Source organism: Neobacillus rhizophilus (genome assembly GCF_018343535.1).
Classification (GTDB): Bacteria; Bacillota; Bacilli; order Bacillales; family Cytobacillaceae; genus Neobacillus; species Neobacillus rhizophilus.
In genome coordinates, this window is record NZ_JAGYPF010000006.1 from 218,660 (window position 1) to 232,663 (window position 14,004).

Annotated in this window: 13 protein-coding genes; 3 read left to right on the plus strand and 10 right to left on the minus strand. The window is 41.4% G+C overall.

All coding sequences use genetic code 11. The features are described 5' to 3' along the window. Positions 1-60: 60 nt before the first annotated feature. The 5 genes from KHA99_RS28315 to rlmD form a co-directional block, all read right to left on the minus strand. Positions 61-1,119, minus strand: a complete 1,059-nt coding sequence (locus KHA99_RS28315) for an ABC transporter substrate-binding protein (protein ID WP_213120858.1) — start codon at positions 1,117-1,119, stop codon at positions 61-63. A gap of 55 nt (positions 1,120-1,174) precedes the next feature. Continuing rightward, entirely contained in the window at positions 1,175-2,215 is a 1,041-nt protein-coding gene (locus KHA99_RS28320) for an ABC transporter ATP-binding protein (protein WP_213120859.1), read from the minus strand. Positions 2,216-2,256: 41 nt separating this feature from the next. Continuing rightward, the gene (locus KHA99_RS28325) at positions 2,257-3,036 is read right to left on the minus strand and encodes an ABC transporter permease (RefSeq protein ID WP_213120860.1); all 780 of its coding nucleotides are present in this window, start codon (positions 3,034-3,036) and stop codon (positions 2,257-2,259) included. Further along, the gene (locus KHA99_RS28330; protein WP_213120861.1) at positions 3,029-3,865 is read right to left on the minus strand and encodes an ABC transporter permease; all 837 of its coding nucleotides are present in this window, start codon (positions 3,863-3,865) and stop codon (positions 3,029-3,031) included. Before KHA99_RS28330 ends, KHA99_RS28325 begins: the two co-directional genes overlap by 8 nt. A gap of 309 nt (positions 3,866-4,174) precedes the next feature. Further along, on the minus strand, positions 4,175-5,545 hold the full coding sequence (gene rlmD, locus KHA99_RS28335; RefSeq protein WP_213120862.1) for a 23S rRNA (uracil(1939)-C(5))-methyltransferase RlmD: 1,371 nt from the start codon (positions 5,543-5,545) through the stop codon (positions 4,175-4,177). Positions 5,546-6,301: 756 nt separating this feature from the next. Here rlmD and KHA99_RS28340 point away from each other — a divergent pair. Beyond that, positions 6,302-6,622 (plus strand): hypothetical protein, encoded by a 321-nt coding sequence (locus KHA99_RS28340; protein WP_213120863.1) that lies wholly within the window; start codon positions 6,302-6,304, stop codon positions 6,620-6,622. Positions 6,623-6,828: 206 nt separating this feature from the next. Here KHA99_RS28340 and KHA99_RS28345 read toward each other — a convergent pair whose 3' ends face one another. From KHA99_RS28345 to KHA99_RS28355, 3 genes are all read right to left on the minus strand, one after another. Further along, the gene (locus tag KHA99_RS28345; protein ID WP_213120864.1) at positions 6,829-8,298 is read right to left on the minus strand and encodes a nicotinate phosphoribosyltransferase; all 1,470 of its coding nucleotides are present in this window, start codon (positions 8,296-8,298) and stop codon (positions 6,829-6,831) included. Between the two features lie 63 nt (positions 8,299-8,361). Next, positions 8,362-8,913, minus strand: a complete 552-nt coding sequence (locus KHA99_RS28350; protein ID WP_213120865.1) for a cysteine hydrolase family protein — start codon at positions 8,911-8,913, stop codon at positions 8,362-8,364. 145 nt (positions 8,914-9,058) lie between these two features. Beyond that, the gene (locus KHA99_RS28355) at positions 9,059-10,000 is read right to left on the minus strand and encodes a diacylglycerol kinase (protein WP_213120866.1); all 942 of its coding nucleotides are present in this window, start codon (positions 9,998-10,000) and stop codon (positions 9,059-9,061) included. A 297-nt stretch (positions 10,001-10,297) separates the two neighbouring features. Between KHA99_RS28355 and plsY the strand changes: the two genes are divergently transcribed. After that, complete coding sequence (gene plsY, locus KHA99_RS28360) at positions 10,298-10,924, plus strand: glycerol-3-phosphate 1-O-acyltransferase PlsY (protein ID WP_213120867.1); 627 nt, start codon at positions 10,298-10,300, stop codon at positions 10,922-10,924. A gap of 121 nt (positions 10,925-11,045) precedes the next feature. Here the strand turns inward: plsY and KHA99_RS28365 are convergent, their stop codons facing one another. Further along, entirely contained in the window at positions 11,046-11,600 is a 555-nt protein-coding gene (locus tag KHA99_RS28365; protein WP_213120868.1) for a thioredoxin family protein, read from the minus strand. A gap of 223 nt (positions 11,601-11,823) precedes the next feature. Here KHA99_RS28365 and putP point away from each other — a divergent pair, with 223 nt between their 5' ends. Continuing rightward, positions 11,824-13,299: a sodium/proline symporter PutP gene (putP, locus tag KHA99_RS28370; RefSeq protein WP_213120869.1), complete on the plus strand. Its 1,476-nt coding sequence runs from the start codon at positions 11,824-11,826 to the stop codon at positions 13,297-13,299. A gap of 48 nt (positions 13,300-13,347) precedes the next feature. On the opposite strand, the gene KHA99_RS28375 is transcribed toward putP, so the two are convergent. Then, positions 13,348-13,890: a DUF1697 domain-containing protein gene (locus KHA99_RS28375; RefSeq protein ID WP_213120870.1), complete on the minus strand. Its 543-nt coding sequence runs from the start codon at positions 13,888-13,890 to the stop codon at positions 13,348-13,350. Positions 13,891-14,004 lie beyond the last annotated feature (114 nt).

Below are 14,004 nucleotides of genomic sequence, written 5' to 3' on the forward strand. Positions count from 1 at the left end.
AGATAAACCGTTAAAGAGAAAAGGGCCAAGATGATCCTCAGCCCTTTTCCTTAACTGTAACTATTTGTTCAAAATTCTATTCCACTGATTGATCCAAGATTCAAGGTTCTTATTGACTAATAGTGAATCCACTTTCTTTGTACGAGCTGCCACATCACCATATGTTTTATTTTTTGCTGTTTCTTCGTTTAGCTCAACCTTTTTATTGGTTGGTGCTTCATTTAGAGATACGGCAGTTTTTTCTTGAACTTCCTGGCTTAATCTCCAGTTGATATACTTATAAGCTAAATCTTTATTTTTAGAATTTTTGTTGATATTGATAGTGTTAAAGTTGGCGTAAGTCCCAGATTGCGGTACAACATAAGCGACATCCGGATTGGATTCGGTAATCATCGGAACAGCAAAGTCGCCGACAACCGCTGCTGTGATTTCTCCTGACTGGAACATGTTGGCTAAATCGGATGATTTGCTATACGTTTTTACCACGTTTGGTGCTATATCAGTGATTCCTTTAAACGCTGCCTTACCATTATCCTTTGAAATCTCAGTATTTACGTGATTACTTCCTAAATAAAGCATGGCCGGACCAAAGGTGGTCGCAATGTCTGGAATGGAAATTTTCCCTTTCAAAGAGGAATCCCATAAATCATTCCATTCTTTGATTTCTTTCCCTGCTGTCTTCTTATTATAGACAATTCCGATGCTGTTTAACGTGTAGGCTGGGCCAGAACCATCCGCAGCTAATTCTTTTGCACTATCGATTAAGTTGTCCATATTTGGGACCTTGGAGCTGTCTACTTTTTCAAATAAACCTGCTGCTACACCTTCAGCCGCATTGGATTGGGACAATTCGATTACATCAACCGTTGAGTTTGGATTGCTTTTAAGCTTTGTTAAACGCTCAGAGCTTGTACCTGTTTCTAACACAATGTCTACATTGTATTTTTTCTCAAAGGGTTTGAAGACATCTTCCTGCATTTTATCTTCTTCTAAGCCAAAGGTTGAGATAACCAATGTTTTTGGTTTTTCCTTGCTTGCAGTGCTGCCTCCGCCGCCGCATGCAGCCAGTACACTAGCAGCTGCAAGAGTTAAGCCTACTAAACCAATTGTCTTTTTCATTTTTCATGTCCCCTTTTCTTAGATGTAAGTTTTTATTAATAAATTTATTTGCCTATTAAACTATGATTAGCTTGTGAGCAGGGATAGATAATGTAACTATGTCTCCTACTTGGTAGATGACATCATCCGCTTTATTTGCCAGCAATGTTCCAATCGGGGTTTCAACCTCATATTGGTAGGATTTCCCCAGGAACGTACGGACCTTGACCTTGCCTGATACAGCATTATTGGCATTTGGCTCTGTACCCTCTGAAATCTCAATATCATCTGGACGAATGGTTCCTGTACGTTTTGCCGGCCCCCATTGGCGGGTACTTTCGAATACCGTTCCATCGACTGCTTTATACTTCCAGTCTTCAGTAGGTGCTAGCTTAAAGAAGTTCTCAAACCCGATAAAGCGGGCCACAAACTCCGTTTTTGGGTTTTTATAAATTTCTTCAGGTGTGTCGAACTGCTCGATTACGCCTTTATTCATAACGGCCACCTTGTCCGAAATTGAGAAACACTCCTCTTGATCATGCGTGACAAACACGGATGTAATCCCCAATTGACTTTGGATTCGTTTAATTTCTATCCGCATCTGCAGTCGTAATTTCGCATCCAGGTTACTGAGAGGTTCATCTAATAATAATAATTTCGGCTCGATCACTAAGGCACGAGCTAAAGCTACACGCTGTCTTTGCCCGCCGGAGAGCTGCTTTGGATAACGATTGCTCAGCTCTTCTAACCCCGTAATGGCTAAAATATCATTTACTTTTTTTTCAATGGTTTGCTTTTTTTCCTTGCGTAATTTCAAACCGAACGCAACATTTTCTTTAATTGTTAAATGGGGAAACAAGGCGTAGCTTTGGAAGACCATTCCAAACTCCCGTTTATGAACGGGCACTTTTGTTAAGTTTTTATTATCAACCACGAACTCGCCATCATTTGGCTCAATTAAGCCGGCAATCACTCTTAAAGTGGTTGTTTTCCCGCATCCGGATGGTCCTAATAAGGAGACCAATTCTCCTTTTTCAATCGATAAATTTAAATCTTTTAATATATCAGCTTTGTTATCATAACTTACACGAATATCTTTTAATTCAACATAGGACATAATGCTGTTCTACCCCCGTCGCTGTTGGATTCTGTCTGTTCCTATGAAATACTGGCTAACCCCAATGTTTTTTCAATAATAAACATCAAAACAATCGTCCCAAGCATTAATACAACAGATAATGCCGAAACGGATGGGTCGTAGTTGTATTCAATATAATTCATTAAGCTGGTTGGCAGCATGGTAACACCTGGTCCTGATAAAAACTGCGAAACAGGGATATTGTTAAAGGAGTTAATGAACGCAAGCATAAAGGAAGCAAAAATTCCCGAAGTAATGTTTGGCAGCACCACTTTGATAAACGTCTGTAATTTTGTGCAGCCTAACGTCCATGAAACCTCTTCTATTGAAAAATCTAACTGCTCTATCGTTGAGCCCACAACCCGGATTACGTATGGCAGGCAAATTAAGAAATGGCCTAACAACAGTCCTTGGATAATCGGGAATTGGAACTTAATCACGATAAATTGATACATCGCATACCCAACAACCAATCCAGGCACGATTGTTGGCGAAAGAAAGAAACTCTTAATCCAATTTCGTCCAAAAACCTTATGACGCGCCAAAGAATAGGCGGCTGGTACACCAATAATCAAAGCCAAGAGTGTTGCAATAAAAGCTACTTTTAAACTAAGAAAAAAGCTGTCCATAAAGGCCTCATTGCTAAACACCTTGCCGTACCAATCAAGGGTAAAACCTTTAATTGGAAATTGAATAGTTGAATTAGTTCCAAAAGAAGTCACGATAATAATCAGCAAAGGCACTAGCAAAAATGCAAATACCAAACCCGTAAAGACTTTTAAACCAACATTTTTACGCACTTGCCTCACCTCGCTTATCCATGCGGCCCGCAACCCAGTTGAATAGCTTCATCACAATCAAAGTCGCGGCAATCATAATCAAAGCAATGACACTGGCACCCTGCCAGTTTCCTAATGCAGTCGCATTTTGATATAGGAAGGTTGCTAACATGATGTTCCGGTTTCCGCCTAATAATTGCGGGGTAGTATAGGCTGTCAAACTTCCTGTAAAAACTAAAATACTCCCAACAATAATTCCCGGCACACTTAATGGCAATATCACCTTCATAAATGCTACCAAGCGATTGGCGCCTAACGTTTCTGCAGCTTCCATAATCTCCGAATCAATGTTCTCTAATATCCCCACTAAAGTAATAACCATTAGAGGTAAGAAGAGATACACAGAGCCAATCACAATAGCGAATTCCGTATAAAGCAAAGTAAGTGGTTTTGATATTAACCCCATGCTCTTTAAAGCATTATTTACAATTCCGTCTTGTCCTAAAATGGTGATCCACGCAAAACTTCGCACAACCGAATTCGTTAACAACGGAAACAATGTAATCGACATTAACAGGCCACGCCATTTTTTTGGACTTTTCGAAATATAAAAGGCGGTTGGAACTCCTAACACTACACAAATCAAAGTCGCAATCAGTGAAATCTTTATCGTCCGCCAAAAAATACCAAAATTATAATCATCCAAGAAGAACGAAGTATAGTTCGCCAAGGTGAATCCTCCATCAAAGAAGGTTGGGTAAATGGCGGAAATAAGAGGTAACACCAAGAATAAAATTAAAAGAATCAATCCTGGAGCCAAGATGATGTAAGGGATTCTTCGCTGTGTCATTTCTGGCCTCACTTTCAAAAAGGGTTATTCATGCTGGTAAACAAGTATAAGTTGTATTCCTTCCATTGAGTATTATAATTTATTAATTTCTCTTTGGCAACACAAAATACGAATGATGCATATTATAATTACACCCAATGTTCGTGAATTATATTTTTAAATACAATTTATCGTAATCAGATGATTAATTTTACCTTCATTCACGAAGATTATCAATAAAAAACCACTTCCTATTTTTATAGGAAGTGGTTTTTTGGTATAGAAATAAATCCTTTCACGGTTAGAAATATAAATATTCGGTTAGTTGCCTTACTTTAAAATGAGTTGCGCCACACACTCAACATGCGTTGTCATTGGAAACATATCAACAGGCTGGACTTCCAGTGTTTTGTAGCCGCCATCCTCTAATATCCTTAAATCCCTTGCCAATGTTGCCGGGTTACAGGAGACGTACACCACTTTTCTTGGTTTCATATCGATGATGGTTTGAAGGAGGGCCTCGTCGCAGCCTTTGCGCGGCGGGTCCACGACCAGCACATCCGCTTTATTGCCTTCCTTGTACCATTTTGGTATAACAACCTCGGCTTCCCCTACTGCGAATTCAGCATTAGTCATTCCGTTCAATGCCGCATTACTGCGCGCATCTTCAATCGCTTCCGGAACCACTTCGACACCAAAAACCTTCCGAGCCTTTTGCGCCAAAAATAAAGAGATTGTACCAATTCCACAATAAGCATCAATGACACTTTCCTCACCGTCTAAATCCGCATATTCCAATGCTTTATCGTAAAGCACCTTCGTTTGAACAGGATTAACCTGATAAAAGGATAACGCTGAGATTGCGAATTTCACATCGCCAATATAATCATAGATCACTTCGCTGCCCCATAAAAGGTTGGTCTTCTCGCCAAGGATGACATTTGTCCGCTTTGAATTCACGTTATGGACAATCGACTTTACCTTTGGAAGACGGACGATGAGTTCTTCAATTAACTCCTTTTTATGCGGGATTTCCGGCGTTCTGGTAATCAGCACAACCATGAGTTCCCCAGTTTGTTTTCCATACCGGGCCATAATATGCCTTAAAACACCTTTATGTGTTTCCTCATTATAAGCCGGAATCCCAAACTGGCTGCAGATTTCCTTGGTTGTCTGAACCGCTTCATTTACTTCAGGCAACTGGATGACACTTTCGTCCATATCAACAATTTCATGACTTCTTGGCTTAAAAAAGCCGGCAACCAGCTTGCCATCCTTTTCACCGACAGGCACCTGGGCTTTGTTCCGGTAATGCGATGGGTTGTCCATTCCTAAAATCGGGTGAACTGTCACATCCTCCAATTTACCAATCCGTGTGAGTACCTGCCTGACTTGATTTTCCTTGTACTTTAGCTGCCCCTCGTAGCTGATATGCTCAAGCTGACAGCCTCCGTATTTCGGTTTCTCACTGTCAGGGATATCCACCCGATACGGACTTCTTTCGTAAAGCTCGATTAATCGCCCAATCCCGTAGCTTTTATTAACCTTGATGACTTTGACTTTCGCCTTTTCACCTGGCAGACCGTTCGGTATGAACAGCGGATAGCCTTCCACCTTCGCCACCCCTGCCCCGTCATGAGTTAAGTCTTCAAATATAACATCTATAAAATCATTTTTATTGACTGGTAATGCTCTGCTCATTTGCTTCTTCCTTTACGTCTCTATTTACTAGCAAGATTTTAACATAAAGCAGTATCAAATGCGAAAAGCACCGTTGTCCGGCTTATCAAAGACATTTCCTACTGATTTTAACCGGGTTTTGTCCTTCATAGCACTTATCAAGGACATTTCCTTCTAGTTTTCATCCGGTTTTGTCCTTCATAACGCTTATCAAGGACATTTCCTTCTGCTTTTTAACAGGTTTTGTCCTTCATAACACTTATCAAGGACATTTCCTTCTGCTTTTCAACCAGTTTTGTCCTTCATAACGCCTATCAAGGACATTTCCTTCTGCTTTTCAACCGGTTCTGTCCTTCATAACGCTTATCAAGGACATTTCCTTCTAGTTTTCATCCGGTTTTGTCCTTCATAACGCTTATCAAGGACATTTCCTTCTAGTTTTCATCCGGTTTTGTCCTTCATAGCGCTTATTAAGGACATTTCCTTCTAGTTTTCATCCGGTTTTGTCCTTCATAACGCTTATCAAGGACATTTCCTTTTGGTTTTTAACCGGTTTTGTCCTTCATAACGCTTATCAAGGACATTTCCTTTTGGTTTTTAACCAGTTTTGTCCTTGATCCGGCATATCAAAGACATTTTCATCTGATTTAGATGCGAGTTTGTCCTTGAAAAAATAATATTGTAAAATAGGCACAAAAATTGTCAGAATATTTTTGTTTTAAAATATAATGATAGTGTATATGATTAAATTATCCCTTTTGGAAGGAGTGGATCGCGATGAAGATGATAAAAGGCTTCTCGATCATCATGTTTCTTGCCTTTCTGGCCTTCACCTTTTTGCATTCTTCAAATTCGCCTCCCCACCACCATCCAGATAGCAAGGCAATCATTCAATTAGATGATTGGACAGCGAAGCATCAATGGGACGATGAGAAAAAACAGCCATTTGACCTGCATCTATTCTTCCTGCTTATATCTATCATGCCTTTCGCAGCAATACTTCTCCAATTGTTCCAGACCAACTTCAGCAGAAAGCAAAGTTTTCTTATCCCCATTTTTTATCAAGCTAACTATGTGATTAAAGCCTCCCTTTTTTAAATAAATTTAAAAATAAGGGAGGAAATATAAATGGCAATGTGGTTCCGACTATTAATGATTGGTTACTTTTCCTTAACAGCAGCTGGGCTTCTGACCTTCCAAGGCATCGAAATTTACCATGCCTTTATCGATTTCTTTAAACAAAAGTAAAAATAACAAAAAGGCTGCCCCCTCAATCATGATGAACTTCGGGGGCAGCCTTTTTGTTATTCTTCTTCTTTCATCGCTTCTACTTTTTCTTTCACTTCTTCGATATTTCTCATTTTGTTATCCCAGCATTTTTGGCTTAAATCCACTGGGTAATGCTCTGGATTCAGCATCCGCTTGTATTCGTCCCAAAGAGCAGCCAAATTTTGTTTTAAATAATCCCGGGATTCCTCCAAACAAGGAATTTCATAAACATACTCCCCGTTTACAAAAATATCCTCATGAAGTTCTTTTGCTGTAAAATTCGTGACCACCTTATTTAAATACGTATGGGTCGGATGGAACATGCGCAGCTTCTTTTCTGGAAGCTTTTCACCCTCCATCGCGATATAATCCCCCTCCGCATGATGGTTTGTATTATTGATAATCCGGTAAACCTTTTTCAGGCCCGGGGTTGTTACCTTTTCAGGGTTGGAAGAAATTTTAATCGTATCCTCCATTTCACCCGCTTCGTTTTCAATCGAAACGATTTTATAAACAGCACCTAATGCAGCCTGGTCATAGGCAGTAATCAATTTCGTGCCAATTCCCCAGCTGTCGATTCTCGCGCCTTGCGCCTTCAAGTTAATAATCGTATATTCGTCCAAATCGCTCGAGGCAAAGATTTTTGCATCCTTAAAACCTGCCTCATCCAACATTTTCCTTGCCTCCTTGGAAAGATAGGCAAGGTCCCCGCTGTCTAGGCGAATTCCGATGAAATTAATCGTGTCCCCCAGTTCCTTTGCCACCTTGATGGCATTTGGCACGCCAAGGCGAAGCGTATCATACGTATCCACTAGAAAAACACAATCTTTATGGGTCTTGGCATATTTATGAAAAGCAGTATACTCATCCTTATAGGCTTGCACCATGGAATGGGCATGTGTCCCGGCCACAGGGATCCCGAACATTTTCCCCGCTCTAACATTGCTGGTAGCTTCGAAGCCGCCTAGATATGCAGCTCTCGTTCCCCAAATAGCGGCATCCATTTCCTGAGCCCGTCTTGATCCAAACTCCATCGCTACTTCAGTGCCGACAACCTGCTTGATTCTTGATGCTTTCGTGGCGATTAATGTTTGATAGTTCACAATGTTAAGCAAGGCTGTTTCAATGAGCTGCGCCTCCGCAAGTGGTGCTTCCACTCGCAAAATCGGCTCACTGGCAAAAACAAGTTCGCCTTCCTTCATGGACCGAATGGTTCCAGTGAAACTCATCCCTTTTAAATAGTCTAAAAAATCAGCCTGGTAGCCTACTTCATTTTTCAAATACTCGAGGTCTTCCTCACTAAAACGAAAGCCCTGAATAAATTGGATGACTTTTTCAAGACCGGCAAAAACGGCATAGCCATTTCCAAACGGCTGCTTGCGGAAAAACAATTCAAAGACAGCCCGTTTATTGTGAATGCCGTCCCTCCAATACGTCTCTGCCATATTAATCTGGTAAAGATCTGTATGCAGACTTAAACTATCATCATGATAAATGTGTTTCATAATTGACCTCCGAGGTACTAATACAGCTTTTTACTATTATATCCCATATTACCATTAATAAGTCTATATAACCACAGCGCCTAGCGACTGTTCGAAGTGGCCTAGAGCCCACTCATGCCCCGCTGGATTAAAGGAAGCAACCGCATCCTTGTAAATAACAATCTTAAAGCCTTTGTTATAGGCGTCAACGGCGGTATGGAGGACACAAATATCGGTACATACACCAACTAGGTGAACCTCCGTGACTCCCCGCTCGCGCAGCTTGATTTCAAGGTCTGTCCCAGCAAAGGCAGAGTATCTTGTTTTATCCATATACTGGACATTTTTCCGTTCCTTATTTTCCTCATATACTTCCTGCAGCGCCCCGAATAAATCCCTTCCCGAGGTGCCGCGCAGGTTATGGGGCGGAAATAGCTTTGTTTCCGGATGAAATTCATCACCTTGGTCGTGAACATCAATAGCAAAAACAACATATTCGCCGCTTGCAATAAACTCTTTTGTCAGTTCTACAATCTTCCCCTCAATAGCCTGCCCTGGTGCGCCACAGGTTAATGCCCCGGCATCGGCAACAAAATCAAACGTATAATCAATATTTATTAACGCCCTTTTACCCATGTGAAATCGCTCCTTTTAACCGTGTCATGACTTATGTCTTTAATTCATTATACACAGTGTTTGAAACCTTTTCACACAATTAAAAATTTATAAAAAAGTCCGCTCCATCTGGAACGAACTTTCGCGATTGTATATATTTTTTCCTCTAGCTATATCGTTTTCCCGGAACCCAATCCGTCGGCCGGTCATTCGGACGAATATCATCATAGGGCACGAAGACCTCTAAATGGCGGTATAGGTTTTCGAATTCTGCAGGAAGCAAGCCGCCAAATTCACCGTCTAAATTCAACTGCACCTTTTCATCAGAATACACCTTTACCCGGTTTGCTTTGGTATAGAGCACATTTGGGTCATTGACATGCTCACCGCGGACGGCCAGTGTCGCAACCCGAATAAATTCAGCCAGATTTACTTTTTTCAAAATCAGCAGCGAAAACAACCCGTCGTTAATAGAGGCATCCGGAGCCAACCTTTCAAATCCGCCGATGGAATTGGTCAAGCCAATGAGAAACATCATTGCTTCCCCTTCGAATATTTTTCCATCATATTCAATCTTGAGGTCGGATGCCTTAATCGAAGGCAGCATTTCCATTCCTTTTAAGTAATAGGCAAGCTGACCAAGCATGGTTTTTAGTTTGCTCGGAACCTCATAGGTCAACTCGGTAAGTCTGCCCCCGCCGGCAATATTAATAAAGTATTTGTCATTAATCCGTCCAATATCAACAGGAATAAGCTCCCCGCGTGTGATAATATCAACTGCAGCAGAAAGGTCACGCGGTATGTGCAAAGCCCTGGCAAAGTCGTTAGTTGTACCGGCCGGGATAATCCCAAGCCTCGGGCGGTACTCCTGCTCAGCAATGCCGTTAACCACTTCATTAATTGTTCCATCACCGCCGGCAGCAATGACCACATCGTACTGACGTTCCACAGCAATCCGCGCCGCCTTTGTCGCATCGCCCGCACCTGTTGTCGCGTGGCAAGATGCTTCATATCCGGCGAGTTCTAATTTTTCAAGGATTTCCGGTAAATGACGTTTGATCAATTCGCGTCCGGAAGTAGGATTATAAATCAGTCTTGCTTTTTTCATCCATCATCATCCTAATTTTAATATCAGCTTATTATTTCTATATTCTACCAATTTATGCGGTGCGTTACAATTATGCCTTACATCCTATTTTTAGGCAAAAACGTCCCTTTACTATAATACCTTTGTTTTATTTTTTTGCAAAAAATAAGCGGACTAAATTTAAAAGGAAAAATGGACGGCCCCTGACCCGAAAGCTTTCATACATACGCTGTTTCCAATTCGTGAAAAATAATCAAAATAACACCATTTATTTATGATAGAATAAAAGAAAAATTCTATTACAAGGGAATGATTCTAATGTTCTCGTGGCTGCTGCTCGCTTCCTATATTATCGGAAGTATTCCAACTGCATTGATTATAGGAAAACTGGTCTACGGTATTGATATCCGTGACCACGGTAGTAAAAACCCGGGCGCTACCAATACGCTGAGAGTTTTAGGTGAAAAGTCCGCCGCCTTTGTGCTGGTGATCGACCTAGCCAAGGGAGCATTGGCTGCGGCACTCCCGTACTTTTTCCAGCTTGATGCAGAACCGCTTTACTTTGGTCTCGCAGCAGTAGTTGGCCATTGCTTTCCCATCTTTGCCGGCTTTCGCGGAGGCAAGGCCATTGCCACAACCGCTGGCGCTTTGTTGGTTGCCAATCTTCCGTTGCTCGCGATTGCTTACATTACCTTCTTTGCCGTTATTTTTTTGACCAAGTATGTTTTTTTCGGTTCCATATCTGTCGGACTCAGCCTGCTGGTCGTTGATCTGATGTCGCCGAAACTGGATTTTGAACTGATATTTCTCCTATTCTTCTTCTTGCTAATCTTCCTGCACCGTTCTAATATTAGAAACTTCATTCTAGGGATTGAGCCAAAGATTAATGACAAAAATTTAAGCAAAGACCGGATTCCCCCTAAAAATGGCGGGATTAAATTTTAAATGGAAACTCGCCGATTGGCGAGTCCGTTAGGACGGTTCATGAGGCGTAGTTGAAATTATTCTTCTCATTAGCTAAAAAAGGGCTCCGAATCGACCGTATTTGTCGCCGGGGCCCTTCATTTTACTTTAATAAGACAGCCATGATGCTGTTTGCAACCGTCTGCCAAATGGAGGCATCCGTTTGATACGAGGCAGCTAGTTGCTTATACATAGCAAGCTGTTTTTCCTGAAAACCCTCTGCATCCTTGTCCGGCAGGGCAGCACGTTCTCTTTCCACCCTCGCCTGCACTTCCGGTGCGCGCGGACCCCAGACTCCTATTTCATTTCCTTCTTGGTCGATAAAAATAAAGATTGGAATCGCCCTTGATGTTCCATTGGTCAAGTATTGGTCCATCAATTCCAGATTTTGATCGCGCAGGACCATCCGTACTTCCATTTCCGCTGCCTCGGCAATTCGCAGCAATACCGGATTATTCAGCAGCGCATCCCCGCACCAATCCTCTGTCAAAACAATTGCCCTCAACTTCCGAGGCTTTAGCGTTTCCATTCTGGTTGAATCCTCTTCCTTTAAAGCAAACTTCTCATAAATGGATAGCATTTGTTCCTTATTTCGAGTCATCGCGCCAATGTACTCATTGACCGACATTCCTTTTTCGAACCAATCATTTAAATTCATCATTTCCCAACCTTTCCTTTTTCTTTTATGATAAACATTTTAAATATTAATTACAAAAACACCGCTTGCAGCTGACTATCATATTATTCTAAAAATATTAATCATTATTTTAGTAAATCAATATTTTGGTAGTGGAATTTTATACCGCAAACAGATAAAATATAAATACTGCAGAAAATATTATTCTAAATATTTTCTGTTTTTAAAAAAAGGGGGTAAATGTATGTCCAATGAAACTTTACAACTTGTTTCGATTGGAATTTACTTGGCCGCGATGCTGTTTATTGGCTGGTATTCCTATCGAAAAACAAGTAACTTAACTGATTACATGCTCGGAGGACGTTCTTTGGGTCCTGCTGTAACCGCTTTAAGTGCCGGTGCTGCCGACATGAGCGGATGGCTCTTAATGGGACTGCCTGGGGGAATTTATGTAACCGGTTTAGCCGATGCCTGGATTGCTATCGGTTTAACAATTGGTGCTTACCTGAACTGGTTATTAGTTGCACCGCGCCTTCGCTCTTATACGCAAGTAGCAAATGACTCCATCACAATTCCTAGCTATCTAGAAAACCGCTTTAAAGACAACACGAAATTGCTCCGCATTGTTTCAGGTATTGTTATTCTTATTTTCTTTACTTTCTATGTTTCATCAGGGATGGTTTCTGGAGCAGTCTTTTTTGAAAATTCCTTCGGTACAAGCTATCATACTGGACTTTATATTGTTGGCGGCGTTGTTGTGGCCTACACCTTGTTTGGCGGATTCTTAGCCGTAAGTTATACCGACTTCATTCAAGGCTTAATGATGTTAATCGCTTTACTTCTCGTCCCTGCACTTGGGATTTTTAAAACAGGTGGCCCAGCAGAAACGTTTGATACGATTCGCGCCATCGATCCGACCTTACTTGACTTTTTTAAAGGAACTACTACTCTAGGAATTATTTCAGCAATGGCTTGGGGACTTGGCTACTTTGGCCAGCCGCATATCATTGTCCGCTTTATGGCCATCAAAACAGTTAAAGAAACAAAAAGCGCTCGCCGAATTGGTATGGGCTGGATGATTTTCTCGCTAATTGGCACGATTTTCACTGGATTCATTGGACTTGCTTATTTCCATGAGCATACTGAGCATGTGTTAAAAAATCCAGAAGCAGTCTTTATTTCGCTGAGCCAGATTTTCTTCCATCCGTTATTTGCCGGATTTGCCTTAGCCGCGATTCTGGCAGCGATTATGAGTACAATTTCATCTCAGTTGATCGTTACTTCCAGTGCGCTGGTTGAGGATTTGTACAAAGTAGTCGTGAACAAAAAGGCATCTGATAAACATTTAGTTTTCTTAGGGAGAATGGCAGTACTTATCGTAGCTGTTGTTGCCTCTGCACTTGCCTTTAAGCAAAACAGCACAATCCTTGACCTTGTTGCTTATGCATGGGCAGGCTTCGGTGCCGCGTTCGGTCCAGTCATCCTATTAAGCTTGTTCTGGAAAAAGATGACAAACTGGGGCGCCCTGTTTGGAATGATAGTAGGGGCTGTCACAGTTATCGTTTGGAAAAATACCGGACTCGGCGATACGCTTTACGAAATCGTCCCAGGCTTTGTTTTCAACCTTGTCGTATCTGTTGTTATCAGCATGATCACGTATAAGAAAAATGATGTGGTTGAGAAAGAGTTTGAGGAAAGCGTACGGTTGTTGAAACAGTAATAGAATAGATATTTAAAAACGCTCGGATAATAATATCCGGGCGTTTTTTTACTCTTTGAATGCTTTTGCTAGGGAATCGAGTTTAACTACCGTTTTCCAGTTCCTCACAGTCGCAGGAACACCTAACTTCGGAAGCTGTTGTGCCAGCTTGGAGGTCCGAATGCTTTGACGGAGATACAAATAGACATCTTTTCCCTCTATTTTAAATTCATCCTGATTACTTTGGATGGAGCCCAATTGCTGAACACCCTCCTGTGAAGGTTGACCTGCCAAAAATGCCACCTGTATACTTTCTTCCTCTTTTAAAGACTCCGTCGGGAATGGGCATGTCCGGATGATTCGTTCAAAACCCTCCGCTGTCCTTAAAACAACGGGGACCGGAAATCCAAATTTCTTGGCGATTTCATCTTCCAACAGTTGGGTAAGCTTTTCCGGCTTCTCGTTTGATTCAAATAGGACGTTCCCGCTTTGAATATAGGTTTTGACCTTTTTTAGCCCTAGCTCTTCCAATAGACTTTTTAAGTCTGCCATTTTAATAATATTGTGCCCGCCAACATTTATGCCTCTTAACAGTGCAATATAAATGGTCATATTAAGCCCCTCACTTTTTCCCGCTTTTCTTTCAATCTTACCATTTCTTATCATGGATAAACGAATTGAACTGGTTTGGGAAGGAGTTTTTTGGAAGTTTAGAGAAAAAATAAG